Genomic DNA, 26,180 nt, shown 5'->3' with positions numbered 1-26,180 from the left:
TCTCCCGGGCGTTGCTTCGGTTGGCGTGGGTGGTTTGCGTGGGCTTGTTTTCGTTCGATGCTTACTGCGGAATCACGGCGGTCGCTTCGATCTCGACTTTCGCTTCGTCTTCGATCAGCGCGACGACCTGCACGGCGCTCATCGCGATGTCATAGTCGCCGATCAACTCGCGAAACGCACGGCCGATGTCTTTCAAAGCCGCGAGATACTCGCGTTTGTCGGTGACGTACCACGTCATCCGCACCAGGTGCTCGGGCTTGCCGCCCGCTTCGTGCAGCACGGCCACGACGTTTTTGAGCGCCTGGATGGCTTGTGCGGCGAAGTCGGTGGTCCGGAACTGCGCCTGTTCGTCCCAGCCGATCTGGCCGGCGATGAACACCTGCGTGCCGCTGGCCGCGACGCCGTTCGCGTAGCCGCGCGGTTTGATCCAGCCGGCGGGAAGGAGAGCTTGTTTCATGAGCGATGCGCCTCGATGGATTCGGGTTGAGGGGCAAACGTCGCGAGCGCGCTCGCGATGTCGGCGGGAATGTCGATGGATGTGCCGCTTTCGAGTGACGTGGTCACGAGCACCTGCTTTGCGCGAAAACGGGTTTCGCCGCCGCAATGGCCGACGATGTCGATGCTGATCGAACGCCGGCCGATCGCGCTCACGCCGAGCGTCAGCAAGATCGTCTCGCCCATCTGGCTCGGCCGCGAAAACTCGCAGTCGAGTTTGACGATCGGCAAGCCGACCCGGCGCTGCGCGATCATCTGCGCGTAGTCGACGTGCAGGCCTTCGTTGAACCAGTCCTCGACCAGCGCGTTGGTCATCACCAGATATTGCGGAAAGAACACGATGCCCGCCGGATCGCAGTGCGAGAAGCGGATTCGCACGGGCCGCTCGAAGGTCGCGTTCATCAGCGTTGTTCTCCGACGGCGGCGGCATGCGCTTTCAACAGATCGCGGCCGATGATCAACTGCTGCACTTCGGTCGCGCCTTCGTAAATGCGCAGTGCACGGATCTCGCGATACAGCATTTCGACGGCGGTGCCGCTTTGCACACCCATGCCGCCAAAAAGCTGCACGGCGGCGTCGATCACCTGTTGCGCGCCTTCGCTCGCGTGCCACTTGGCCATTGCCGCTTCGCGCGTGACGCTTTCGCCTTGATCGCGCAGCCACGCGGCGCGATAGACGAGCAGCGCGCTGCTGTCGATGCTCAAGGCCATCTGTGCGAGTTTGGCCTGCGTGAGCTGGAAATCGCCGAGTGTCTGCCCGAACATCTTGCGCGACGATGCCCGCGCGAGACCCTCGGCCATCGCATGACGCGCGAAGCCCAGCGACGCAGCGGCCACCGACGTGCGGAAAATATCCAGCGTGCGCATCGCGAGCTTGAAGCCTTCGCCGGGCGCGCCGAGCATCTGACTGCGCGGCACGCGAGCGCCCGCAAAATGCAGACGCGCGAGCGGATGCGGCGCGATCACGTCGATGCGTTCGGCGATTTCCAGCCCCGGCGTATCGGCATCGACAATGAATGCGCTGATGCCGCGCGCGCCCGGCGCTTCGCCGGTTCTCGCGAACACCACGTAGAAGTCGGCGATGCCGCCGTTGGAGATCCACGTCTTGTCGCCGTCGAGCACGTAGGCGTCGCCGTCTTCACGAGCCGACAGCGCCATCGCCGCGACGTCCGAGCCCGCTTCCGGTTCCGACAGTGCGAACGCGGCGATCGCCGTGCCGTTCGCGACGCGCGGCAGATAGCGCGTCTTTTGCTCATGCGCGCCGCCGAGCGAGATCGCGCCCGAGCCGAGACCCTGCATGGCGAGCGCGAAATCCGCGAGGCCCGAATGTTTGGCGAGCGTTTCGCGCAGCAGGCACACGGCGCGGGTGTCGATCGTGTCGCCGTGGCCGCCGTAGGCAACGCCGCCCACGCCGTATTTCAGCCAGCCTGCGGCGCCCAGTTCGCGCACGAGACGGCGGCAGGTCGCATCGGTGTCCGCGTGATCTTCGTGTGCGAGATTCGCGCGGCACCATGCTTCGATGCCGGAGGCCAGTTCGCGATGACGCGGCTCGAAGAACGGCCACGCGAGCGCACTATGCAAATCGATCTGGTTATCGGCGCTCAATTCAATCTCCCTCGAAAACCGGACGCGACTTCGCGGCAAACGCGCTGTATGCGCGCTCGAAATCGCGCGTGCTCATGCAGATCGCCTGGGCCTGCGCTTCGGATTCGATCGCCTCGTCGATGCTCATGCTCCATTCCTGGTGCAGCATCTTCTTCGTGATGCCGTGCGCGAACGTCGGACCGGCGACGAGGTCGGCGGCGAGCTTCTGCGCTTCTTCGACCAGCGCGGCCGGTTCGCACAGGCGGTTATAGAAGCCCCATGCATGGCCTTCGTCGCCGCTCGCCGAGCGGCCGGTGAAGAGCAGTTCGGCGGCGCGCCCCTGGCCGATGATGCGCGGCAATATTGCGCAGGCGCCCATGTCGCAGCCCGCCAGGCCGACGCGCGAAAACAGGAACGCGAGCTTGCTGCGCGCGGTGCCGAGCCGCATGTCGGACGCCATCGCGAGAATCGCGCCCGCGCCGGCGCACACGCCGTCGACGGCTGCGATGATGGGTTGCGGGCAATGACGCATCGCCTTGACGAGATCGCCGGTCATGCGCGTGAAGAGCAGCAGTTCCGGCATCGGCAGATCGATCAGCGGCGCGATGATGTCGTGCACGTCGCCGCCGGAACAGAAGTTCTCGCCTGCGCCTTGAATCACCACCGCTTTCACGTCGGTCGCGTAGGCCAGTTGGCGGAACAGGTCGCGCAGCTCCGCATACGATTCGAAGGTGAGCGGGTTCTTGCGCTCCGGACGGTTCAGCGTGATCGTCGCGACCTTGGCCGTCACCGACCAGCCGAAGTGTTGCGCCTCGTATCCGGCGAGCGTCAGACGGTTGCCGGCCAGCAGCGCGTCGGCGTTGGATCGTGTCATGTTGTCTCCCATGCAGATGGTTGCTGCGTTCCGTGTGCTTCAGTCCTTCAGACTGTCCAGCAGATGTTGCTTGAGCTTGCCCAGACGCTGATGCGTGCGCGACTTTTCATCGAGGCTCAGGCCGCCGAACAGTTCGACGACCCATTGCTCGTGCGCGACCGCCATCTTGTCGAATGCCTTGCGGCCGGCGGGCGTGAGACACACGCTGATCGAACGGCGATCGTTCGGATCGGTATCGCGCGATACCAGGCCTTCTTTTTCGAGCTGGTCCGTAATGCCGGTGATGTTGCCGCCCGTCACCATCAAACGGCGCGACAGCTCGGTCATCTTCAGACCTTCGGGGTGGCGTTCGAGCTGCGCCATCAGATCGAAGCGCGGCAACGTCGTGTCGAATTCGTTGCGCAGACGTCTGCGCAATTCGGCTTGCACGAGGTTGGTCGTGGTCAGCATGCGCAGCCACAAACGCAATCCCATGTGACTGTCCGCGCCCGTGCTCATTTCCAGGTCCACGACGTTCTCCGCAGGTTTGGCCACGCCTTTGCGCGGCGGCTTCGCTTCACCGGCCGCCACCGGCTTCTTGATGTTGGTTGACTTGGTCACATCACTTCTCCACCGGAGATGGAAATGGATTGCCCCGTGATGGCGTCCGAGCCGGGCTGGCACAGCCACAGCACGCTGTTGGCGACCTGCTCGGGACTCACGAAGCGACGTTGCGGATTCGAGCGCAGCAAGGTTTCGCGCGCCTGCTCTTCAGTGCGCGAGGTTTTGCTGGTGATCTGTTCGAGCGACGCGTGTAGCAGTTCGGTTTCCGTGTAGCCGGGACAAACGGCGTTGACCGTGATGCCTTTGGTCGCGACTTCCAGCGCGAGCGAGCGTGTGAGGCCGATCACGCCGTGCTTCGCCGCGCAGTAGGCGGCCACATACGCGTAGCCGATTTGCCCCGCCGTGCTGGCGACATTGACGATCCGGCCGTGGCCGCGTTCGAGCATGCCAGGCAGCACCGCGCGCGTGCCGAGAAAGACGCCGGTGAGGTTTACGTCCAGCATGCGCTGCCACAGCGCGATGTCGGTGTGGGTGAACGGTGCGGCCTGCGCCTGGCCCGCATTGTTGACGAGGATATCGACGGCGCCCGCCAGGCTGAACGCGTTTGCAACCGACTCTTCCTGCGTCACGTCCACACCGATGTACGTCACGTCGCCCAATGCGCGGCATTTCTCCTGCTGCGTTTCGAGCCGTTGCACGTTGCGGCCCATCAGGGTTACGCGTGCGCCGGCGCGCAGCAGCGCCTGCGCGACCGCCGCGCCGATGCCGCTGCCGCCGCCGGTCACGACGGCGTGATGTCCCGCAAGCGCGGAGTGGGGAGTATTCAGGTGGCTCACGACGTTCCCTCGGCGCGTTGCGCGCGTTCTTGCGCGGACAGGCCTGCATTCGCGGCGGCCTGCGCGCGCTCGCGTTCCAGATTGCGTTCGAGTTGCGATTTCGCGGCGGTGTAAGGCTTCGGCCACGCGACATCGAAATAGCCGATCTTCGCCGCTTCGTTCAGCGTCCAGGCCGGATTGGCCAGATGCGGACGCGCAATCGCGCACAGGTCGGCGCGCCCGGCCGCGATGATGCTGTTCACGTGATCCGCTTCCGAAATCGCGCCGACCGCGATCGTCGCGATGCCGGCTTCGTTGCGCACGCGGTCCGCAAACGGCGTCTGGAACATGCGGCCGAACACCGGCTTTTCTTCCTTGCTGACCTGACCCGACGACACGTCGATCATGTCGGCGCCGGCCGCCTTGAAGGCGCGCGCGATCTGCACGGCGTCGTCCGGCGTGGTGCCGCCTTCGACCCAATCGTTCGCGGAGATGCGTACTGAAATCGGTTTCTCTTGCGGCCACACGGCGCGGATCGCTTTGAACACCTGCAGCGGATAGCGCAAACGGTTTTCGAGCGAGCCGCCGTATTCGTCGGTGCGATGGTTGGTGAGCGGCGACAGGAAGCTCGACAGGAAGTAGCCGTGCGCACAGTGCAATTCGAGCCAATCGAAACTGGCTTCGACCGACATGCGCGCGGCGTTGACGAATTGCGCTTCGATTTTGCGCAACTCGTCGTGGGTGGCTTCGCGCGAGTGCTGACTGACGCCACGCAGATACTGCTGCGGTGAGGCCGACACGAGCGGCCAGTTGCCTTCGGCGAGCGGCAGGTCGATGCCTTCCCACGAGACGCGCGTCGAACCCTTGGCACCGGAATGGCCGAGCTGGATGCCGATCTTCGCGTCCGACTGACGATGCACCAGATCGACGATCCGCTTCCACGCGGTGAGATGCTCGGGCGCGTACATGCCGGGGCACGCGGGTGTGATGCGCGCTTCGGGCGACACGCAGGTCATTTCCGTCATCACTAGGCCGGCGCCGCCCATCGCGCGTGCGCCCAGGTGCATCAGGTGATAGTCGCCGGCCACGCCGTCGACCGCCGAGTATTGCGCCATCGGCGACACCACCACGCGGTTTTTCAACGTCACGCCGCGCAACGTGAACGGTGTAAACATCGGCGGCACGGAGTGCTTGTCCGGCGCGCGCTCCACGCCGGAGCGCCGGGCCAGCCAGTCTTCGAATCCCGACAGGTAGCGCGCGTCGCGCTCGCGCAGATTTTCATGCGAAATACGCTGCGAGCGCGTGAGCAGCGAATACGCGAACTGTTCCGGCTCGAACGACGTGTAGCGGTCGACGTGCTCGAACCACTCGGTCGAATTGCGCGCGGCGTTCTGGATGCGCAGCACGTCGATGCTGCGCACCTCGGTGTAATGCTTCAGCGCGGCGGGCAAATCGCCGGGATGGGCGCCGATGCTGTTGGCGAGTTCGATCGAGTCCTCGAGCGCGAGCTTGGTGCCCGAGCCGATCGAGAAGTGCGCGGTATGCGCGGCGTCGCCCATCAGCACGACCGGCGTTTGCGAGCCGTCGGCGTTGCGGCGCCAATGGACCCACTCGCCGTTGACCACGCGCGGGAAACGAATCCATTGCGACGAGCCGCGCAAATGCGCAGCGTTCGACATCAGCGCGTTGCCGTCCAGGTACTTCGCGAACAGCTTCTCGCAGAACGCGATGCTGTCTTCCTTGCTCATTTCGTCGAGACCGGCGGCGCGCCACACGCGCTCAGGCGTCTCGACGATGAAGGTGGAAGTCTGATCGTCGAAACGATAGGCATGCGCCTGGAACCAGCCAAATTCGGTTTCTTCGAACGCGAACGTGAAGGCGTCGAAAAGCTTCTTGGTGCCGAGCCACACGAAGCGGCAGTCGCGCGTGTCGATGTCCGGCCGATAGGTGGCCGCGTACTTTTGCCGGATCGCGCTGTTCAGGCCGTCGCACGCGATGACGAGGTCGGCTTCGTAGACGCTGTCGTCCGTTACCTGGGTTTCGAACACCAGCTTGACGCCGAGTTCTTCGCAGCGCGCCTGCAGAATATTCAGCAGGCGCTTACGGCCGATGCCGCAAAAGCCGTGACCCGACGAGCGGATCTGCCGGCCGCGGAAATTGATCTCGATGTCGTCCCAGTGGTTGAACGCGTCGAGGATTGCGTCGGCGCTGGGGGCGTCGGCCGCGCGCAGGTTGCCGAGCGTCTGGTCGGAAAACACAACGCCCCAGCCGAATGTGTCATAGGGACGGTTGCGCTCGACGACCGTGACTTCGTAACCCGGATTGCGGCTTTTCATCAACAAGCCGAAGTACAAGCCGGCCGGACCGCCGCCGATACAGACAATGCGCATGCTCGCTCCCCAAGTGATTCTGCCTGAGTGTTAATTTAGGCTTAGATAGTTTAGGTGTCAAGTAAAACTCGCGGCTTGTCCAGGGGGTGCGTGCCGTTCATTGATGGTAAGGGTAGCGACGATCAGGCCGGGATCGCGCCGACTCTCGCTGCGCCCCAGGGCTTTCCACTCCGCCGCTTTGCACCTTAGGAGCGGCATACCGCCCGAGGGTTGGTACACTATCGCTTCAAAACCAATTGGTCGTTGATAAAAGCTCGACAAGCTGATCGTTCGCGTGATTTACCGACCAGTCGGAGCATCGACTGCGATCCGACACCGCGGCCGCACTCGGAGCGTTCAGGCGCATTCACACGCTCAGCGCGCCGCGCCCGGCGGTATTGGCTGTTTAAACTATGAAAGGTTGACGGAAGCATGGAACCGAAGTTCTACCGCGGCTGGCACCTCGCAAAATCGGACATGGAATACAAGGCTACCGAATTCGAATGGGCGCTGATCCGTTTTTACGAGTCGTTTTCGCGTTTCGTTCTGACGACCGGCATGATCACGATTGCCGCCGACGTCGATATCAAGTATCAGGAGCACGTGATCCTGCACGTGATCCGTATGCAGGATCGCCCGAAAAACAGCGCGACGATTGCCCGGCTGATGAACCGGGACGACATCCCGAACATTCAATACAGCCTGCGCAAGCTGGAGTCCGCCGGGCTGATTGAAAAGCTCAAGGACAAGAACAGCAAGACCTACTCGTATACCGCGAGCGAACTCGGCGTGAAATTGACGGACGAGTACAACAAGGTTCGGCAGGAAATCCTTGTTAAGCGCTTCGAGGAGATCAGCGACGTCGATGAAAAGTTCGAGCGGTGCGCGCGCTTCATGTCGCTCTTGACCGGCATTTATGAAGAGGCGGCGCGCGATTCGGCGACGATCACGCCGCAAACCGACGAGCCGCCGCCGAAGCCGAAGAGTTCGCGCAAGACGGGCTGACCATCGAGAAGCCGCGAGCAACCCGCGGCGTCCCGGCTCGCGCGAGCGTTACAGCACCGGATGCCGATGGTGCCAGTCGGTGGCGTTCTGGAACGCCATGCCTGCGCGGCACAGCAGCGGCTCGGCGCCGTGCGCGGCGACGAACTGGAAGCCGATCGGCATGCCGCTCTGCGTGAGCCCGCATGGCAGCGTGATCGCGGGATGTCCACTGGAGTTGAAAGGCGCCGTGAACTGGATCAGACGGGCGTTGAGGTCCGGGTCCTGGGCGAGCGCGCCGAGCTGCTCGTGTGTCGGCGCGGCGAACGGCTGAACCGGCACGATCAGAAGATCGATCCCGCTCATCAGCCGATTGATTTTTCCGCGCAACGCGGCGCGGTTCAACAGAACCTGCTGATACTGCATCCCGCTCGTTCCACGACCGATCTCGATCAGGCGGGTGAGTGCAGGGCCATAGTCCGCAGCGAGTCGCGGATAGGTATCGGCATGGGCCACCGCCACTTCGACGCCGCAGTTGATCTCCCATTCGTCGACGACCGTGCGCACCTCGGGAAAGCGCACCGTCTCGACCTGGCCGCCCAGCGACCTGACCACTTCGACGACCTGCGCGAGCGCGCGGACGATGACTTCATCGGTGCCGTTGCTGTTCCACTCTGGGTCGATGCCGATTCGCAGTCCGCGCAGATCGTGGGCGTGATCGGGCAGGGCGAGCTTCGGCTCGGGCATCGAGGTCGGATCCAGCGGATCGTGGCCGGCAATCGCCCCGAGCATTAGCGTCGCGTCGGCGGCGCTGCGGGCCATGGGCCCTGCATGATCGAGACTGGCGCCGAGTGCGAACACGCCGTGCCGGCTCACCCGTCCCCACGTGGGCTTGATGCCCGTGAGACCGTTGGCCGCCGCCGGAAAACGGATCGAGCCGCCCGTATCCGTGCCGAGCGACGCAAAGCACAGGCCCGCTGCCGTCGCGACGCCGGAGCCGCTAGACGAGGCGCCGGCCCAATGGCCCGGGTGCCACGGATTGACCGGTTCGGCAATGTCCGGATGGTGGGTAGCGAATGCGCCTTCCGTTAACTGGAGCTTGCCGAGCAGGATGGCGCCCGCGTCGCGCAGCCGTTTGACGGCGGTAGCGTCTTCGGATGGCACGAAGTTGCGATGGATCGTCGTGCCGGCGGCAGTCGGCGAGCCCGCGCTCCAGTACAGGTCCTTCACCGCAACGGGCACGCCGTGCAGCGGCCCGAGAGGCTCACCTGCCAACACCTTGCGCTCGGCTGCGCGTGCCGATGCGAGTGCTTCTTCGCGCATCACGAGCGCGTAGCTATACAGTGTGCTGTCGAGCCGCTCGATGCGTTCGAGCATGGCGGCCGTGAGTTCCACCGGCGATATCTCGCGAGCGGCGATCAGGCGCGCGACCTCATGCGCTTCGAGGTAGTGCAGGTCTGAATGAGACATGGTCAATCTGCCTTCGCGCTCAATGGCGCGGTTCAAAGTCCAAGCTCGGCCCGTTGCCGGGTGAGCGTGTCGATTACGGCGTACATGATCTTGTGGGCACAAGGCATGAGGTCGGGGATATAGGTCGCGCCCATGCCGCCGAGGCCCTCGGCCACCGGCACCGGCGAACCCTCGGCGGGCCACGGCCAGCCGATACGCGCGGTCGGAATGCCGAAGCGGCGCAACGCGGCACCGTCGGTCTGGCCGCCGAGCAGGTCGGGTGTCGGATGCGGTCGCTGTTCGATATGTTCCCAGCCGCGCCGGGCGGACTGCACGATCCAGTTCAACGGCGAGGTCGTGCCGCCGGGGACGGAGCCGTACATTTCCCAGTCGAGATCGAAATCGGGGTGACGTTCACGCAGCGCCGCGACGAACTCGGCGAACTGGGCCTTCACGTCGCCCGGTGTCGTGCGCGGATTGATCCGGACATCGAAGAAAATTTCGGTGACGGCGGAGGGAAACGCCGGACGCTCGGGCCATCCCGCACGCACGCCCGAGATCCAGCCATGCGGCTTGACCGCGCCCGATGTGTTGCGTTCGGCATACTCGATCAGCCATTGTTCGAGTTCGAGGATCACATGAGCGGCCGGCACGACCGAACTGCGAAAGCCCGGTGTTTCGCGCGGCACACCCGCGTAGCCGAGCGTGCCCTTGACCTTCAGCTTGAACCAGCCCATGCCGGGCTCCTCGTGATAGACCCAGTTCCAGGGCTTCATCACGATCGCGAAATCGGGCGCGACGCCGCGGCTCAGCATGTGCGTAACGCCCGCGGACATACCGGCGTGGTCACGCTCGGCGAGATCGACCGGCATGCCGCCGTCCGCCATTGCGACGATCAGGTCGCCGGTGAGCGGCACATCGGCCTCGATCAGCGCGGTCGCTACTTCCGTCAGCGTGGCGATCATGCCTTTCGGGTTCGACGCGCCGAGGCCGTAGACCCAGTCTCCCTCCATGAGGGCTTGCGGCTTCAGGTCGGCGTAGTCGGGTGGTCCAACCCACGGCTCGTCACTGGCATCGCCTTCGAGGTGGGTGTCGATCGGCGCGTACAGCATAAGCGCCGCGCCGCCGCCGCTGCCGCGTTTCTCGGCGACGACGTTGCCGGTCTGCTCGTTCATGGGCCGGTAGCTGGCGTTCAGGCCAACGCTCGAAAGATGGCGCGCCATGAACTGGCTCGCTTCGCGTGCCGCTCCGGTCGGACTGTGGATGTCCGTGAGATCGAACAGCAGCTTTTGAAGCCGCCGCGCGTCGAGTTTTGCACAGGCCTTCTCGTACCAGGCCTGTTGCTCGGGAGAAAACGGCGATGGGGTGGTGCGAACCACGATTGATACCTCCAGATTCCGTTGCAATGCGTGGTCAGTTCGACGCTGCGAACTGTTCGGCGTAGATGTTTTCCGGGCGCAGGCCGAGATTCAAGAGCTTCGTCGTCGCGGCCTCGATCATGCGCGGGGGGCCGCACAGGTAGGCCACGGCGTTCTCATGGGCCACGTCGGCTTCGCAAATCGCGTCGACGGGATTGCCGGAGAGCAGTTCGCCGCTCGCGTGATGGTCCACCGAGATCCGTGTCGTGAGATTCGGCAGCCATTGACGGCGCAACTCGATGTCGTCGAGTGAGAAGAGTTGCTCGGGCGTCGCGCAGCCGAAGCTCAGCAGGATCGGAGGCTTGCGCCCGGGCTGCCGGCGCAGGGTATCGATCATCGACAGGATGGGTGCGAGGCCCGTGCCTCCCGCGACCATGATGTGCGGCGCGGGTACTTTCTCACGCAGGAAGAAGCTGCCGAACGGACCTTCGATTTCGAGGACATCGTCGGCTTTCGCCTCGTGTTCGAGCCACTTCGACATGACGCCGTCTTCCAGCACGCGAATGAGCAGTTCGATCTTCGGTAGATCGGCCGCTGTGCTGGCCGGCGAGTAGCTGCGCGTGACGTTCGTGCCCGGCACGCGCACCTGAATGAACTGGCCCGGCTTGAAGTCGAGCCAGGCGCCTTCAGCCAGTTCGAGCCTCAGGCGCACGACGTTGGTTGCCACCTTGTCGATGCTGTCGACGAACGCATGCGCCTTTGCCGCCTGCGTGACACCGGCGTTGCTCTCGTAGTTCAACGTGAACGCGCAGTCGGTTTCGGGTTCGGTCAGGCACAGCAGTCGGTCGCCGGCGTCGTATTCGCTGCGCAACAGCGTCGAACTGGCGCCCGCACGCATGCCGGCGCGGCCTTCGACAAGCTTCGCCATGCAACTCGAACAGGACCCCGATCGACACTGGTGGATGACCGGGATGCCTGCCGCGAGAGCGGCGTCGAGCACGCTCTCGCCCTGCTGCACGGCAACCGATGTCGCCTTCCCGTCGCGGAAGCTCAATGTGACGTTTCTAACTGAAGACATACGGATACCTTCTGTGCTGCGGTGATTACTGGTCTTCTTCGATCTTTTCGACGAAATAGGAGGGACGTTTGCCGTCAGCCGTCCTCTTCATGCGAATGCTCGATGCCTTGATGGTGCCGTCGACCCCACGGCCCGGTTTGGCGATGCCGCGATTCCAGCGCGACGCGATCTTGCGCCACGTGATCGGCGAAACGTCGGTCGCAACCAGCTGCTCGTTGTCCCAACCGGTGCCGTCCGCGTAGAAGTCCTGCATCGCTTCGCGCGCGTACAGATCGCAGTTGTTGAAACCGTGCAGGCACAGCGGTTTGAACAGATAGTCGTAGCGATACTTGAAGTCCTTGCGCTCTTTCTCGGTCGGGCACACGCGCGCGAGGATTTCCCAGTACTCGTAGGTGTCGTCGGTGATCGGCACATACCACTCGAACTGAACAACGTGCTCCTCCGGCCAGTTCTCAACCATGAGCACGCCGGGCAGGAAAACCGAGGTGCGGTACGGACGGGCGTTCACGCTTTCGATCTTGAGATCGACCTTCGCGTTCTCGAGAATGGGATTCCATTTTTCGGTAAAGAGCCATTGCACGAGGCCTTTGGGGCCGTTCTCGTCTTCGACCGGCGCGATGCAGTCGTCCGAGGTCGGCACGATGCCGAGCGGCAGGACCCAATCTTTGGCCTGGATGATCGCGTTGTCCTTGTGAACGAGGATGTGCGCGTTATCGAAGCCGTTTTCGCAGGCGATGCGCCAGTTCGCGTAACCCGTGCGGTGCATGCCATAGGCGACGATGTCCTTGTCGAGCAGGCTCGGCGCAGACGGCCACAGCGGGTGCGGGAAGCGCTCGTCATTCTCCGGGAAGCGGATGGGCAGATCGTGCGCGAGCGGCGGCACGTCTTGATCCGGATAGTCGTCCTCGCGCACGAAGACGAAGATCATGCCTGCCACTTCCTCGACCGGATAGGTCGTGAGTCCCGTGGTGCCGATCAGCTTGTCGTCCGGATTGCCGGCGATGGTCGCGAGCTTGCCGCTTTCGAGGTCGAACGTAAAGCCGTGATACCAGCAGCTGATGGTGTCCTTGGTCAGGCACATCGGCTTGGCCGACAGTCGCACGCCACGGTGAATGCACTGGTCCTTCAGCGCGTGGATCTTGCCGTTCACGCGGCGCAGCACGATCTGCACACCGCAAATCTGAATGCCTTCGACAGCATCTTCCGGCAGTTCATGGCTGAACAGTGCTGGATACCAGTGATTGACGAACCCCCACGCTGCGTCTTTGTAGGGCTGATATTGGCTCTGAACCTTCGCGTCGTTGACGCGGGCATCGCTGATCTCGTTCAGTCTCTCGCCGGTGCTGCGCCGGCGGACGATGGGCGTGTCGCTCATTGAGTGCTCCTGATGTGTGGACTGGGTCGCGTCTCGTGAAGGGTCACGAACGCTGATTCTGTACAGCCTCGGCGGTTCGAGGTGTGGCGCCATTGCGTCGTGCCCGATGCTGTGAGCGAAGATTACGCAAACACAAATTGACAGTCAATTTATTTTCAATCAATCTTCGGTCATTATTCGATTGAACATCGACAAGATGTAGAGCATGCGAAAGCTGGCCAAAGGCCTCGCGACGGCCCCGGACGGGCGGCGCAGAGGCTCGGGAGCGTGCATCGGAGAGAGGTCGCATCAGGGTTGTCCCTGGCGACGGAGCGAACTTCGAGGCCACGGGGCGAGCGTGAGTTGAAGGCAGGCAGCGGGCGAGAGCGCGACGAAGTGGCGCAAAAGAAACGGGCGTGAAGTAGCTCTCCGGTGAGCGAGCCGTACGGAAGACTATCGACAATGAAGAGAGGAGAAGGCGGTGAATATAAGGAAGTCTGTACTACTGATCAGCTTGGCGATGGCCGCAAACGCTCATGCGCAAAGCAGCGTGGAAATCTACGGGATTATCGACACCGGTGTGATGTACGTATCGAATGTGGGCGGTCACAGCAATTGGCTGGCCGACCCGGATACGGCGGCCCCCAACCTGTTCGGCCTACGCGGATCGGAAGATCTGGGCAATGGCCTGAAGGCGATCTTCAAGCTGGAGGCCATGTTCAACCTGAACACCGGCGCATCCGTCAACGGGCTTTTCGGCCACGAGACTTACGTGGGTCTTCGTGACGACAAGTGGGGCACGCTGACGGCCGGCAACCAGATCGACTTCATGTTCTATTCGCTCATCGTCGATCATTGGGGACCCGCGTTTCCCTTCGTCAATTCGCTGAGCCTGCGACAAGGCTCGTTTTCCGGGCTGAACATACCGGGGCCGCCGGGCAACAACTCGTTCGACTTCGACCGCACGCTGGGCGCGCCGATCGCGAACTCCGTCAAGTACATGAGCCCCACGATTGGCGGCTTGTCGGCCGGCGCGCAATACAGCTTCGGCGGGCAGGCCGGTTCGTTCGGCCAGAACAGCGGGCAGAGTTTCGGGCTCAACTATCACATCGGCACCGTCGCGCTGAACGGCGCGTACACCTACGTCAAATATCCCGAGCTGAACAACGGGAATGCCGGAATCCGCAACATGGGGCTTGCCGCTTCGTGGGTGGTGGGTCCGACCGAGTTGGCCGCACTGTACACGAGCACGCAAAACACACAGAACGGTGCACGTGTCGGCGTGTACGAAGCCGACGTGACCTGGACGGTCTCGCCGTTCCTGCATGCGAATCTCGCTTACCAATACATGAAGGGCAATGATGTCCTGAAGAATCAGAAGGCCAATCAGGAAACGCTGTCGCTGATGTATTCGCTTTCCAAACGCACGAGCATCTACTCGGCACTCGCGTTGCAGCAGGCCTCAGGCGGTCCCGCCTGGATTTCGCTGGTGCCCGGGCCGGCCTCGGGCGGTCGGCAGACGGCGGTGGACGTCGGTCTTCTGCACGTGTTCTGACGACACGACAAACCCGCGAAGGTGCGGCGCCTCGACTGAGCGTGACGCCGGCACCTCGCTTCGCGACTGGTGCACCTGGTCACAACTAACGCAATCCATACAGGAGACACAACGATGAACACGAACTCCACCATGCACGCGATGCGCGTTCACGAACCGGGCGGCCGCTTCGTCATGGACACGATCCCACGTGCCGAACTGTTGCGGCCGACTGACGTGCTGGTCGACGTCAAGGCGTCCGGCGTCGTACCGAATCTGCGCAACGTGATGAGCAATTACGGCGAGCGCGCTTACCTCACGGTGCCGGATCTGCCTGCGATATACGGGCTCGATACGGCCGGCGTGGTCGCGGAAGTGGGCAGCGCGGTGACCGGCATTGCACCGGGCGATCGCGTTTACATCAACCCGGGCCGTTCGTGCGGCTCGTGTCACGCGTGCCGGATCGGCGAGCCGATCAACTGCGCGGCGTTCACATTTCAGGGCTACTTCGGCTTCGGCCCGCAATCGAAGCAGATGTACCGGCAATACCCGTACGGCGGCTTCAGCGAGTTCGCGACGGCACCCGCCGACGGCCTCGTCAAACTTCCGGAGCAGGTGAGCTTCGAGCAGGCGGCGCGCTTCGGCTACCTCGGTACCGCGTATTCGGGTCTGCGCAAGGCGGGTGTCGGGGCCGGCCGGACCGTGCTGATCGTCGGCGCGAGCGGCACGCTGGGCCTCGGTGCGGTGCAAATCGCGCGGGCGATGGGAGCGACACGCATCCTGTGCGTGGCCCGCAACGAAGCATTGCTCGAGCGCGTGCGCGCGCTCGATCCGCAACGGATCAGCACGTTTTCGTACGGCAAGGGATCGCTTGCCGACTGGGCGCGCGAGCAAACCGGCGGCGTGGGCGTCGATGCGGTCGTCGACGCGATCGCGCCGGGCGCGTCGCATCAGGTGACGCTCGACAGTATCGCCGCGCTCAGGCGCGGTGGCCGGCTTGTCGAGATCGGTGCGATGACCGATCCGCTGCCGATGAACCTGCACGAGATGATGTGCGCACAAGTGAGCATCGTCGGCTCGCTGTGGTTCTCGGTAGCCGAGGGCCAGGACCTGGCCGCGATGGCCGCGGCCGGCACGCTCGACCTTGGCGTGTTCGAACATCACCGCTATGCGCTCGATCAGGCCAACGAGGCGCTTGCGGAAGCAGAAAAGCGCTCAGGCGGCTTCGTCAACGTTGTCGTCGTTCAGTAAAGCACTACGAACCAATCAGGAGAACATCATGGTAAGACGCGTCGTGACCGGCGAGCAAAATGGGAAGTCAGTTTTCGTCTCCGATGGCCCTGTGGCCACCACGCACGACTATGCGGCCGTGCCCGGGTTTCGGACCACACTGGCATGGGCGACGCTGCAGGGCGTCGCGCCGCTGCCGCATGAAGGCGGCGATCCGGTGGTCAGCATCCAATCAGTCGTGCCCGATCCTCACGGCACGCGCCTTCTGGTCGTGCAGTTCCCGCCCGATAGTTCGCTCGATTCCGCCGACTTCGACCCGGTTGCCGCCGGGCAGGAGTACGAGGCCCATCTGCCGGGTCTCGCGCAGGCCTTCGAGCCGGATGGTTCGGGCATGCACCGCACCGCGACGGTTGACTACGACATCATCGTGTCAGGCGAACTGTGGCTCGAGCTCGACGATGGAGAGATTCGCCACTTGAAGGCGGGCGATATCGTGATTCAGAACGGGACCCGGCATGCGTGGCGCAATCGCGGCACGGTGCCGGCGGTGATGGTCGCGGTGTTGATCGGCGCCGCGAAGCAAAACGGTCAGTAAGCGAGAACAAAGCGGGAGAGCAAATGATGAGTTCACAACCGGATCGTCCGCAGGACGGACCGCCCAGGTTACTGCGCGCAGAAACGCTGGAATGGAGCGATGCGATGCTGCTCGGCCATGCGCCGATCGACGTGGCACATGAAGAATTTGTCGAAGTGGTGACAGCGCTCGCCGACTGTACGCAGCATTCCGCGCTCGGTTGTCTTCGGGACGTGGAGGCACATCTGCTGTCCCACTTCGCGATCGAGCAGGAATGGATGGAGAAGACCGAATTTCCGGCTGCGGACTGCCATCTCGACGAGCATCAACGCGTAATGGACGCCGTGCAGAAGGTGAATGCGCTCGCGGCGGTGGGCGAAGTCGGCCTGCATGACGTGAAGCGACTTGCCCAGGCGTTGGCCGACTGGTTTCCGGGCCACGCCGACTACATGGACTCGGCGTTGTCGGCGTGGATCAACAAGAAGATGCATGGTGGCGCGCCCGTGGTGTTGCGGCGCGATCTGCAGGCCACAGCGGTGGCATGAACCGCGATACGGAGCTGAACATGACAATGAAAGACAAGGTGGGGCTTGTGACAGGAGGCGGCTCCGGCATGGGGCGCGCGGCTGCCCTTGCGCTCGCGCGCGAGGGAGCGCTCGTCGTGCTGGCCGGCCGCGGCGAGGAGAAGCTCGCGGCGGTGCGCGATGAAATCGTGTGTGCAGGCGGGAAGGCGGAGATTCGCTGCGCAGACGTGTCGCGTCGCGAAGACAACGAGGCGCTCGTGGCTTTTGTCGAGTCGCGTTTCGGCAGACTCGACTTCGCGTTTAACAACGCGGGCGGTCACGCCGACTTCAAGCCTATCGACCAGACCTCGTTCGAAGAGTCGGAATGGGTGATTGATCTGAACTTCAAGGGCGTCTATTACGGCGTCAAGTATCAGGTTGAAGCGATGCTGCGCACCGGTGGCGGCTCGATCGTCAACAACGCGTCGATCTTCGGCCTGCGTGGCATGAACGGGATCGCTCACTACGTCGCAAGCAAGCACGCAGTGGTTGGCCTGACTCGCGCCGTCGCGAAGGAGTATGCAGACCGCAATATCCGTGTCAACGCGGTGTGCCCGGGGGCGACCGAAACGCCGAACTACATGCGATCGACCAACGGCGACGTTCACCTGCTCGATGACATGATTCCGATGAGCCGGATCGGTCAGCCTCAGGAGGTCGCCGATGCCGTGCTCTGGCTGCTCTCGGCGAAGGCGGCATATGTGACGGGCACGACGCTGTCCGTCGATGGCGGCATGACAATTTGATGAGCGGCCGTGTCAGGCGCACGAGGCAATAGGAGAAAGAAACGTGAAATTCAGTCGTGGAGCAAGGTGTATGGGTGGCGCGCTCGTCGCGCTGATAGCGCTCGGTGCGCACGCACAGGGCGGCGGCGCAGTGGCGTCGACGCCGGCCGCGAGCGCCGCAACAGACGCGAGCGCGACGCGGGCTGCGGACCGGCAGTTGCAGAAGACGGTGCGGCGCGCGCTGGCCCACACGAAAGGCCTGGCCGCCTCGGGGATCGCGGTACGCGCGCGCGCTGGCGTGGTCACGTTGCAGGGATGGGTGCCGGATGGGTCGCAACTGCAACTCGCGCAGCACGTGGCGCAAGGCGTGCCCGGTGTGAAGTCGGTGAACAACCAGCTGACGGTGCGGCCAGTCGGGCAATGAGTCATCGCCCGGGGCGCGGTGGTTTGGCGTCGAATGCTCGTGCCCCGGAGGATGAATCAAGCAGACCGGTTCCGCTTCGCCGTTGCGGAGCATGACGGAACCTGATGGGCTCTGATGCTTGTGCCGACTCGCAATTCAGGGCCCGTCGTCAAAATACAGAAGAGGGAAGTGCATGTTCGAAAGCCTCACCATCAAGTCGCGGCTGACCATCGTGATGGTTTTCCTGTGCCTGCTCCTGATCGGAACAGGCCTGCTCGGCTTGAACAGCCTCAAGCGGGTGAACGCGTCGTTGAAGGCCGTGTATGAGATTCGCCTCGTATCGATGGGGCGTCTGGACCTGATGGTGCGAGCGCTTAATCGTCTGCGCTATTCGGTGGCCTCAGCGGCCGACGACACGAACCCCGGCGCGATCGAAGCCAAGCTTGCGGGGCTGAAGAAGGATCTCGCCGACGGCAACCAGGCGTGGGTTGAATACAGCGCCGGCGAACTCACGCCGGACGAAAAGTCTCGCGCGGAAGCATTCGTGGGCATCTATCGGCGGTTTTTCGAGCAGGCCGTGCAGCCCGCGCTGGAGGCTATGCAGGCCCACGACGTCGCGCGCATTGCGACGATTGTGCACGGGCCGATGGAGTCGCTGTATCCGCCGGTGCAAGACGGTCTCGACGGTTTGATCGCGATCCAGATGGAAGTCGGCCAGCACGAATACGAACGCTCGCAGGCTGTCTACGCGATGGTGCGCGTGCTGTCGCTGGTGTCCATAGGCGGCGGCGTACTGACGGCAATCGCGTTCGGCTGCTGGCTGATTCGCGCGATTTCGGTGCCGCTCGACGATGCAGTCGGCGTTGCCCAGCGAGTCGCTAGAGGCGACCTGACGCAGACGATCGGCGTCACGTCGCGCGATGAAACCGGGCGGTTGCTGGCCGCGTTACAGGAGATGAACCAAAGCCTGACCCGGATGGTGCGCGAGGTACGCAACAGCTCCGATACCATCGAAGCCGCGTCGAACCAGATCGCCGGTGGCAACGTCGAGTTGTCTGCGCGCACGGAGTCGCAGGCGGCCTCGCTCGAAGAGACCGCGTCGTCGATGGAGCAACTGAGCTCGACGGTGAAGATGAACGCCGAGAACGCCCGCGAGGCCGATCGTCTGGCACGTTCGGCGTCGGAGGTTGCCGTTCGCGGTGGCGCAGCGGTGGAGCGTGTGATCGAGACGATGACGTGGATCGACGAGTCATCGAGACGGATCGTCGAGATCATTGGCGTGATCGACGGCATTGCGTTTCAGACCAACATCCTGGCGTTGAACGCGGCGGTGGAGGCCGCGCGCGCGGGGGACCAGGGGCGGGGATTTTCGGTGGTGGCTTCGGAGGTGCGCGGTCTCGCGCAGCGATCCGCTGAAGCCGCGAAGGAAATCAAGGCGCTGATCGGCAATTCGGTGTCCAAGGTCAGCGCGGGCAGCCGGCTCGTCGACGAGGCGGGCGCGACGATGACTGAAGTTGTCGAGAGCATCCAACGGGTGGCGTCCATCATGGGCGAGATTTCGGCGGCGAGCCAGGAGCAGTCGGCCGGCATCGACCAGATCAATCGCGCGGTCATGCAGATGGACGAAGCGGTTCAGCAGAACTCGGCAATGGTGGAAGAGGCCGCGGCTGCTGCGAACGCGCTGCGCGACGAGGCTGGTCACCTGGCTCGTGTCGTGTCGGTTTTCAATCTGGAAGCGTCGGCGGCGTCTTCGGTTTGAGTCTGCATCAGGCCAGTATGGCGAACGCACCGGTAACGGTGCGCTGATAGCGCGAATCGTGCATACGTAGTTGGAAGAGAGTGCGGTAGGTGATAAGGAATACTAGATAAATCATAACTTTGCCAGTCGGCAAAAATCCTGGAGAGAGTCATGGCTAACTCGATTGAATCGACGGTGGAAAACGAAGTGGACGTTTCAACAGTCCGCGTTCCGGAACGATCACGCATGCCGAAGTTCGCGCTGACCATGGCATGGTGGTCGCTGTGCAGCGCCATGGTGTATCTCATCATCGGGGCGACGCTAGCCCTCTACTACGGCACGACCAACGCCGTCATCGGGATGGCGCTGTCCGTGGTCGTCTATTCCGCTGTGAATTACGTGCTGACGACCTACGCGATCCGCACGGGGTTGTCGGTATCGCTATTCTCCCGCGTGCTGTTCGGCAGCGCGGGCGCCGCACTGGCTACGCTGATTTTCGCGGCGACCGTCATTTACTACTCAGTCTTCGAGAGCTCAGTCATCGCGGTGGCCCTGAACAGTCTATTTCCGTCCGTTTCTTATCCTGTGGCCTGTCTGATCGTCGTCGCATACAGCGTGCCACTGGTTTTCGGTAGCGTGCAGAACTGGCTCGACAAGCTAAACGGCGTGTTGCTGCCGTTCTACGCGGCCGGCTTGATCGCGGCTGTGGCCGTGGCGACGATCACACACGGGTATAGCCCATCCTGGATGCATTTCGGCGAGTCAAAGGGGGCCGCGGTTTCGAACGGATGGTGGGACTGTTTCGTCTACTACATGGGCGTCTGGCTCTTCATGCTGGCAGCTTTCGATTTCGCGCGCTTCGGCAAGAAGCAGGATGTCCGCTACCACAGCCTGATCAACTTCGGTATGCCGTTCTGGATCGTTACGTTTATGGTCAACGGTCTCATTGGAATTTATCTGGTCAGCACGATCGCCGATCAAGGTGCGCTATCCGAAGTGTCCGTCGTGCTCGCACTGCTCAAGCTTATGGGGCTCTGGGGGCTCGGATTTCTCGTGGTCACGCAAACGCGCATCAACACTGCCAACTACTATCTGGCGACGATCAACACGCAGGCGTTATTCGAAGCAGGGCTGGGTCTGCGGTTGCCGAAGTTCGTCTGGACGATTGTCGTCGGTATCGTCGTGTATGTCCTGATGCTGTCCGGCATTTTCTCAAAACTGCTCCAGGCGCTGGCCTACCAGGGGGTGTTCGTCGTGGCGTGGGTGGCGGTCGCGCTTGCCCACATCTTGTCGAACAAGGCCGAGCGGTTTTCCGATGACGCACTCGAATCGACCCTGAGCAACGTACCGACCTTCAATCCTCGCGGGTTGACGGCGTGGTTTGTTGGTGTGGCGGCGGGCATCGTCGTGATGAACGCTCCGGAACCGATCCGCACTTTCTCCGCGCCGGCAACGTTCGTGGCTTCGGTTGCGGTGTACCTGGTCGTGTCGGCGTACCGGAAGCGATCTGTCTCCGTGACGGTGTAATACGCAAGTCGGCTTCGAAGAGGGCCGGGTGATCGAAACCGCGCTTCATCCGGCCTGCTCAGACCCATTTGGTCATGGGGACTCCGCTCACTGCATCCCGGCAGTCCCCAAATTCACGGAGGAGCAAAGCAATATCAGATCAGGCAGTTGTTCGCCGCCGGACGGTCAGCGGCGGGAACGGTGGCACGTCGAGCCAGTATCAACCTTATAAGGACGCTGCGTGGGGGTTTGTCAACCACTGGTATCCGGCACTCTTCAGTCATGAACTGGCTGAAGACGAATTGCAAGGCGTGCAGATCTGCGGAATCCCGATCGTGCTGCGGCGGGCCAACGGCAAAGTCTATGCGCTGAAAGATCAATGCCTGCACCGCGGCGTTCGCCTTTCGGAAAAGCCGATGTGCTTCAACAAAAAGACACTCTCCTGCTGGTCGTCGTAAATCCCGGTCAGCAGAGACATGAAACGCGCGTAGCGCTCAAATTTTTCCTCTGTGTCGCTGATCTCTCCCAGACGCTGGATCAGTATCTCTTTCCGGACCTTGTAATACTCGTCCGTCAATCGTATCCCCAACTCGCTCGCACAATACAAGTACGTCTTGTTGTTCGTGTCCTGGCGCTTTTCGATCAAGCCCGCGGCCTCCAGCTTTCTCAGACTGTATTGGATGTTGGGAATGTCGTCGCGATTCATCAATCGTCCGATCATCGCGCTGGTCTTGGGACGATCCTGCATACGGATGACATGAAGGATCACATGCTCCTGATGCTTGAGATCGATGTTCGCTGTAATGGTGACGACGCCGGTGGCCAGAACAAAGCGCGTGAAGGATTCGTAAAAGCGGATCAGCGACCACTCGAACTCCGCGATCTTGTACTCCATGTCCGATTTTGCGAGGTGCCATGATCGGTAGAATCTAGGTTCCATTGCTTGATCCGCTTACCAATGATTGTCGAAGGGGAGTGCGGCCTGGTGATACAGCTGCCGACAAGCACCGGCATCGCAAGGCTTAACCCACTAAGGCCGGCTGCTGTGTGCGAGGGGGCACAGGTGCAACTATCAATCGACAATAACTTGAATGACACTGGGTGATCTATCAATGTCGCGGTGAGATCGAACGAGGCGCGGACTCCGCAAAAATCGCTGTGCGCGGTTGCCTGTTTTTTCGGGCTTGGCGCATGCAAACGCCATCGCCGCACTACTGCTGGAATGTCCATGTTTTTGCTGCAGAAAGAGTGCGGTCTCTGGCGGAGCTGAATACCGGCGAAAAACTCCAAACACCTCAGTGATCCGTCGACTTTCCCCACATGAGTGATTCAGGTTGCCGTTCCATGTAATCCGAGAGTGCTCTCAACGAAGCAAGCGTCCTACGCAATTCGGTCAACGCCTGATGAACATCGGACTGCATCGGAGAGTCCTGCTGCAACGTCGCACTCGCGGCATTGAACGACGCGTGAGCCGCATCGAGCGTCGTGCGTGCCTGCGGGACCAGCTCTATATCAACGCGCTTGAATAGCGAATTGACGCTGACGAGCGCCTGGTTGAGATTGGAACCGACCTCCTCGAACGGAACATGATCGAGCCGCTTCACGATGTCGGCGAGTTGGTCCTGCAGTTCTTCGAGTGTATTGGGCACGGTCGGCAATTCGACCGGCATGCGCCTCGTGTCGATACTGACTGCAGGCGCGTGCGGGAAAAAGTCCAACGCCACATAACGCTGGCCCGTCAGAACGCTGCCCATGCGCAACTGGCCGCGCAGACCTTGCGTCACCAGTTGATGCAAAAGCGTCTTCGCGGCTTCGCCCGAGCCTGGTCCGAGCGCTTCCCTGTAACGTCGTCCAAGGCGATACGGAAACAGATTGAGTGTCACGATCATGTCGAAGCCGATTTCTTTGGGGTTGTAGTCGAGGTCGATTGCGGTGACCTCGCCCAGTTCGACGCCATCGAAATCGACTGGTGCGCCGACCGACAGTCCCCGCACCGAGCCGTTGAACCTCATGCGCACAGGTGCCGCAGGACCGTCGTCGGCGCGGTTCATGGCTTTGGTCCCGGTTGCTTCCAGCGCGAACACGGTGCCGTCGTTGGCACGGTTCTCTGGAACCGGCGATTCCGGCAGGTCGAACACAACGCCTCCCGAGAGGGCAGTCGCTATGGATTGAGTGTCCAGTCGCAATCCGCTGGAGTCGAGGCGCAGGTCGATGCCGCTCGCGTGCCACCATCGTGCGCGCGAATTCACGTAGTGGTCGTATGGCGCTTTCACGAACACGTCAACATCGACGCCCTCGCCGTTTTTAGCTAACGAATAGTTGAGGACCTGGCCCACCTGCACGCGGCGGAAATAGATCGGCGAACCGGCATTGAGCGATTCGAGTGATTCGGCGTGCAGAACGAAGCGCCCTCCGTTCTGATCGGCGGTAACTGAAGGCGGAGTTTCCAGGCCGACAAACTCTCTGCATGTAGCGGAAGCCCGGCCGATGTCCACGGCGATGTGTGGGCCCGCGACGACCGTCGTCAGACCCGATACGCCGGTGATGCCAATTCGTGGGCGCACGACCCAGAACCGTGTGCCGCACGCCGCGAACCGGCCGGCGGACGGCTCGAATTGGACGATGGCAAGCACGCGGGTCCGGTCCGCCGACAGCCGCAGTCCTGCCAGCCTGCCAATTTCAACGTTCTTGTAGCGCACGCGGGTTTTGCCGGCTTCGAGTCCCTCGGCGGTGACAAAACTGACCGTGACCTCAGGTCCCGACCGTGTGAGCAATGAAACCAGAAGCGCAAGACAGACCAAGGCCGCAACAAGCGAAACAAGCCACATGGATAACGATACTGGGCTCACGCGCATTTACAGCCGTCCACAGACCACGTCGCCGATCTGCTTAGCCATTTTGCCAACGCGCAGGAAGCCTTTCACCAGACAGCGCAGCAAGCCTGCCATCCCGTAAGCGACGGTGCCGTGCTTCAGCCTCTGCCGACAGAAAGCCCTGATCTTGCCCCAAGTGCGAAGGCCGTTCTGATGCTGTGGGCGCATGGTGTCCGGACCCTCTGGAGACGCTGGCAGGACTAACGTGAACCGGTATGAGCGTCTGGAGCGAAGCCCACGGCCAGCGTGATATAGACAAGTGCTGCGAAGATCCCGGCCAGCGTGCCGAGCACGTCCCTCGCTGCTGTGCCGCGCTTGAAATGAACCGGAATCCCCACCAGCAGGTAGGCGACCGAGAACACGATGACGACCATCAGAGTGGGCGGCGCGAATGAGACAACGGCAGCGGCAATTCTGTGCATGCTCAGACCTCGCGGTGATCCGGAACGGCGTGCTTGTCGCTGCTACCCGTTCCGGAGACGGCGCGTTGGGACAACTGCATACGGCTCACCACCGCGTCGCCGCGCGCAAGGCGGAAAACCCGCAAACCCATCAATGAAGTTCGGCCACGAGCGCGTCGGCGCCCTTGTCGAGGCCGGTTTTTGCGGCGCTCAGGGAACCGAAGGCTGCCGGCAGGTTCATCGCGTTGGGGTACTGCTTCGATACGTACGCTTTCAACAGTTGGCCACTGGCGCTGTCGTAGACCTCCACGGCATAGGAAACCGAGCCGCTGAATGCGCCCTGGCCCCCGCGGATCGACTGCACGCCGTTATAGACGTTGCCCGCAATGTCGAAATGCATGGCCTGCCCGACAAGTGGCGTGGTCTTTTCGGCACCGGTCAACGTCAGCTTGACTCGCACGGTATTGGGACCGGCCTGCTTCGCAACGTCGAAGCGCTTCGCCAGCTTCTTCGAAAACGTCTCGGTCATATAACTGGCTAGCTCGGTCCGGTCGACGTCCTTCATGTCGCCGAACTGGTTGTCGACGCCCTGGTACACGGTGACCGGATCCAGCATGGCCTGCGTGTACCGGGACCAGACCACGGGGGCCGCGTACTTTAACGGCACCTTGCCCGAATCATCGTCCCGGTTCTGCTTCAACTGCGACGACGATGCGATGCCCGAGTAGGCGACGGGCTGCACACCGGCGCACGCCGTGAGGGTTAGCACTGTCGCGGTGAAAAGAAGCGGGACGAGTTTGTGCGTGAACATGCTATGTTCCTTGATAAGCAACCTGGCTGCCGGGCGGCGTCCGGATCGGCGGAGAACCGATGGGGTCGAACAGTAGCATCGTCTGACTTCAATGTAAACCGTCTATCCGGTTTGTTTGTAGAATGTAGGGAGCGGTACAATTCCACCTTTCATGGCAAACGCCGATCGCGCCGACGTTTGCGGGGCGTGCGCCGACACGCATTCAGCGCACCGAGTTACTTGCCAGACACCATCACGACGCGGCAACCGCCGGGCCAGCACCGCAACCGTCGCAACGTCATCACTATCGACAATGGACAACCAGACCCGTTCGGAGATTTCCCGCAGGAAAGCAATTGATGCCGCTCTCGCCATCCTGACCCGGGAAGGCGTGGGGGGGCTGACATTCGATTCGTTGTCGCGGGAAAGCGGCATCAGCAAAGGCGGATTGCTGCATCAGTTCCGCACCAGGCAAGGCGTGCTGTGCGCGCTGCTCGAATATCAGCGGGGGCAGTTCGAGCAGATCGCGCGCGACTATGTGGCGAAGGAAGGCGCGTCGAAAGCCGAACCCACCCTCGCGGCCCAGATCGCCATTTACCGGGAATCGATCAATCAACCGCATTCCATGGCGAGGGCGATTCTCGCAGCGCTGATCGAGAGTCCGAACCTCGTGGATGAAATGAAGGCGTCGGACGAGGCGAAGATGAACGCGTTACAGAATGAAGCGATCGACCTGGATTTGTCATTGCTGCGCTACTTTGCTGCCAGCGGTCTTGCATTTCACGCTCTGCTGGGGATGTCGCCATTGGAGGATGCGGACCGGAACCGGCTGTTCGACCGGCTTCTGGACGAAGAAAAATGGCATGGTCTGAATCCGCAGGCAAAACGTCGTAAGCGATCGGCGGGATGACTGTTAAAGGCAAAGTGCGGGACCGAATGGCTTC

Annotated in this window: 26 protein-coding genes; 11 read left to right on the top strand and 15 right to left on the bottom strand. The window is 62.4% G+C overall.

Annotated features, from left to right (window positions below; translation table 11 throughout):
* Window positions 1-61 precede the first annotated feature (61 nt).
* The 7 genes from FVF58_RS18525 to FVF58_RS18495 are packed head-to-tail and all read right to left on the bottom strand — an operon-like array spanning window position 62 to window position 6,700.
* Window positions 62-457: a RidA family protein gene (locus FVF58_RS18525; protein ID WP_149671320.1), complete on the bottom strand. Its 396-nt coding sequence runs from the start codon at window positions 455-457 to the stop codon at window positions 62-64.
* A complete protein-coding gene (locus FVF58_RS18520; protein ID WP_149671319.1) occupies window positions 454-897 on the bottom strand; it encodes an acyl-CoA thioesterase in 444 nt (147 codons plus the stop codon). The genes FVF58_RS18525 and FVF58_RS18520 overlap by 4 nt, the downstream gene beginning before the upstream one ends.
* Window positions 897-2,099, bottom strand: a complete 1,203-nt coding sequence (locus FVF58_RS18515; RefSeq protein WP_149671318.1) for an acyl-CoA dehydrogenase family protein — start codon at window positions 2,097-2,099, stop codon at window positions 897-899. The genes FVF58_RS18520 and FVF58_RS18515 overlap by 1 nt, the downstream gene beginning before the upstream one ends.
* Window position 2,100: 1 nt before the next feature.
* Window positions 2,101-2,952, bottom strand: coding sequence for an enoyl-CoA hydratase family protein (locus FVF58_RS18510; RefSeq protein ID WP_149671317.1), 852 nt, complete (start codon window positions 2,950-2,952; stop codon window positions 2,101-2,103).
* A 39-nt stretch (window positions 2,953-2,991) separates the two neighbouring features.
* Complete coding sequence (locus FVF58_RS18505) at window positions 2,992-3,552, bottom strand: MarR family winged helix-turn-helix transcriptional regulator (protein ID WP_149671316.1); 561 nt, start codon at window positions 3,550-3,552, stop codon at window positions 2,992-2,994.
* Window positions 3,549-4,322: an SDR family NAD(P)-dependent oxidoreductase gene (locus FVF58_RS18500; RefSeq protein ID WP_149671423.1), complete on the bottom strand. Its 774-nt coding sequence runs from the start codon at window positions 4,320-4,322 to the stop codon at window positions 3,549-3,551. Before FVF58_RS18500 ends, FVF58_RS18505 begins: the two co-directional genes overlap by 4 nt.
* Before the next feature lie 5 nt (window positions 4,323-4,327).
* A complete protein-coding gene (locus FVF58_RS18495; protein WP_149671315.1) occupies window positions 4,328-6,700 on the bottom strand; it encodes a bifunctional salicylyl-CoA 5-hydroxylase/oxidoreductase in 2,373 nt (790 codons plus the stop codon).
* Between the two features lie 411 nt (window positions 6,701-7,111).
* Here FVF58_RS18495 and FVF58_RS18490 point away from each other — a divergent pair, with 411 nt between their 5' ends.
* Window positions 7,112-7,684, top strand: a complete 573-nt coding sequence (locus tag FVF58_RS18490; protein WP_149671314.1) for a winged helix DNA-binding protein — start codon at window positions 7,112-7,114, stop codon at window positions 7,682-7,684.
* 48 nt (window positions 7,685-7,732) lie between these two features.
* Here FVF58_RS18490 and FVF58_RS18485 read toward each other — a convergent pair whose 3' ends face one another.
* From FVF58_RS18485 to FVF58_RS18470, 4 genes are read right to left on the bottom strand one after another with little or no spacing between them, the layout of a single operon-like run.
* Window positions 7,733-9,130: an amidase gene (locus tag FVF58_RS18485; RefSeq protein ID WP_149671313.1), complete on the bottom strand. Its 1,398-nt coding sequence runs from the start codon at window positions 9,128-9,130 to the stop codon at window positions 7,733-7,735.
* Between the two features lie 32 nt (window positions 9,131-9,162).
* Complete coding sequence (locus FVF58_RS18480; protein WP_149671312.1) at window positions 9,163-10,488, bottom strand: M20 family metallopeptidase; 1,326 nt, start codon at window positions 10,486-10,488, stop codon at window positions 9,163-9,165.
* Window positions 10,489-10,522: 34 nt separating this feature from the next.
* The gene (locus FVF58_RS18475) at window positions 10,523-11,545 is read right to left on the bottom strand and encodes an FAD-binding oxidoreductase (RefSeq protein ID WP_149671311.1); all 1,023 of its coding nucleotides are present in this window, start codon (window positions 11,543-11,545) and stop codon (window positions 10,523-10,525) included.
* A gap of 25 nt (window positions 11,546-11,570) precedes the next feature.
* Window positions 11,571-12,920, bottom strand: coding sequence for an aromatic ring-hydroxylating dioxygenase subunit alpha (locus FVF58_RS18470; RefSeq protein ID WP_149671310.1), 1,350 nt, complete (start codon window positions 12,918-12,920; stop codon window positions 11,571-11,573).
* A 460-nt stretch (window positions 12,921-13,380) separates the two neighbouring features.
* Here FVF58_RS18470 and FVF58_RS18465 point away from each other — a divergent pair, with 460 nt between their 5' ends.
* The 9 genes from FVF58_RS18465 (at window position 13,381) to FVF58_RS18425 (ending at window position 21,630) form a co-directional block, all read left to right on the top strand.
* A complete protein-coding gene (locus FVF58_RS18465) occupies window positions 13,381-14,454 on the top strand; it encodes a porin (RefSeq protein ID WP_149671309.1) in 1,074 nt (357 codons plus the stop codon).
* Between the two features lie 114 nt (window positions 14,455-14,568).
* A complete protein-coding gene (locus tag FVF58_RS18460; RefSeq protein ID WP_223191160.1) occupies window positions 14,569-15,684 on the top strand; it encodes an alcohol dehydrogenase catalytic domain-containing protein in 1,116 nt (371 codons plus the stop codon).
* A gap of 28 nt (window positions 15,685-15,712) precedes the next feature.
* Window positions 15,713-16,258: a cupin domain-containing protein gene (locus FVF58_RS18455; protein ID WP_149671308.1), complete on the top strand. Its 546-nt coding sequence runs from the start codon at window positions 15,713-15,715 to the stop codon at window positions 16,256-16,258.
* 23 nt (window positions 16,259-16,281) lie between these two features.
* The gene (locus FVF58_RS18450; protein WP_246217110.1) at window positions 16,282-16,782 is read left to right on the top strand and encodes a bacteriohemerythrin; all 501 of its coding nucleotides are present in this window, start codon (window positions 16,282-16,284) and stop codon (window positions 16,780-16,782) included.
* 20 nt (window positions 16,783-16,802) lie between these two features.
* Window positions 16,803-17,546 carry an SDR family NAD(P)-dependent oxidoreductase gene (locus FVF58_RS18445; RefSeq protein WP_149671307.1) on the top strand — a complete coding sequence of 248 codons (744 nt, stop codon included), beginning with the start codon at window positions 16,803-16,805 and terminating at the stop codon, window positions 17,544-17,546.
* A gap of 43 nt (window positions 17,547-17,589) precedes the next feature.
* Window positions 17,590-17,949 (top strand): BON domain-containing protein, encoded by a 360-nt coding sequence (locus FVF58_RS18440; RefSeq protein WP_246217109.1) that lies wholly within the window; start codon window positions 17,590-17,592, stop codon window positions 17,947-17,949.
* Window positions 17,950-18,121: 172 nt separating this feature from the next.
* A complete protein-coding gene (locus FVF58_RS54200; RefSeq protein WP_149671306.1) occupies window positions 18,122-19,687 on the top strand; it encodes a methyl-accepting chemotaxis protein in 1,566 nt (521 codons plus the stop codon).
* 150 nt (window positions 19,688-19,837) lie between these two features.
* Window positions 19,838-21,193: a purine-cytosine permease family protein gene (locus tag FVF58_RS18430; RefSeq protein ID WP_149671305.1), complete on the top strand. Its 1,356-nt coding sequence runs from the start codon at window positions 19,838-19,840 to the stop codon at window positions 21,191-21,193.
* Window positions 21,194-21,267: 74 nt separating this feature from the next.
* Window positions 21,268-21,630, top strand: a complete 363-nt coding sequence (locus FVF58_RS18425; protein ID WP_246217108.1) for a Rieske 2Fe-2S domain-containing protein — start codon at window positions 21,268-21,270, stop codon at window positions 21,628-21,630.
* On the opposite strand, the gene FVF58_RS18420 is transcribed toward FVF58_RS18425, so the two are convergent.
* The 4 genes from FVF58_RS18420 to FVF58_RS18405 all read right to left on the bottom strand — a co-directional run bounded on the left by FVF58_RS18420 (window position 21,549) and on the right by FVF58_RS18405 (window position 25,257).
* Window positions 21,549-22,067: a winged helix DNA-binding protein gene (locus FVF58_RS18420; protein WP_246217107.1), complete on the bottom strand. Its 519-nt coding sequence runs from the start codon at window positions 22,065-22,067 to the stop codon at window positions 21,549-21,551. The genes FVF58_RS18425 and FVF58_RS18420 overlap by 82 nt on opposite strands.
* Before the next feature lie 400 nt (window positions 22,068-22,467).
* Window positions 22,468-24,000 (bottom strand): PqiB family protein, encoded by a 1,533-nt coding sequence (locus tag FVF58_RS18415; protein WP_246217106.1) that lies wholly within the window; start codon window positions 23,998-24,000, stop codon window positions 22,468-22,470.
* Window positions 24,001-24,245: 245 nt separating this feature from the next.
* Window positions 24,246-24,467 carry a hypothetical protein gene (locus FVF58_RS18410; RefSeq protein ID WP_149671303.1) on the bottom strand — a complete coding sequence of 74 codons (222 nt, stop codon included), beginning with the start codon at window positions 24,465-24,467 and terminating at the stop codon, window positions 24,246-24,248.
* A gap of 130 nt (window positions 24,468-24,597) precedes the next feature.
* Complete coding sequence (locus FVF58_RS18405; RefSeq protein WP_149671302.1) at window positions 24,598-25,257, bottom strand: DUF3313 domain-containing protein; 660 nt, start codon at window positions 25,255-25,257, stop codon at window positions 24,598-24,600.
* 292 nt (window positions 25,258-25,549) lie between these two features.
* Here FVF58_RS18405 and FVF58_RS18400 point away from each other — a divergent pair, with 292 nt between their 5' ends.
* Complete coding sequence (locus FVF58_RS18400) at window positions 25,550-26,146, top strand: TetR/AcrR family transcriptional regulator (protein ID WP_149671419.1); 597 nt, start codon at window positions 25,550-25,552, stop codon at window positions 26,144-26,146.
* Window positions 26,147-26,180: the final 34 nt, after the last annotated feature.

The organism is Paraburkholderia panacisoli, assembly GCF_008369935.1.
GTDB lineage: Bacteria > Pseudomonadota > Gammaproteobacteria > Burkholderiales > Burkholderiaceae > Paraburkholderia > Paraburkholderia panacisoli.
The sequence above is the reverse complement of the archived record's forward strand: the minus strand, read 5'-3'. Positions and strand labels throughout refer to the sequence as shown.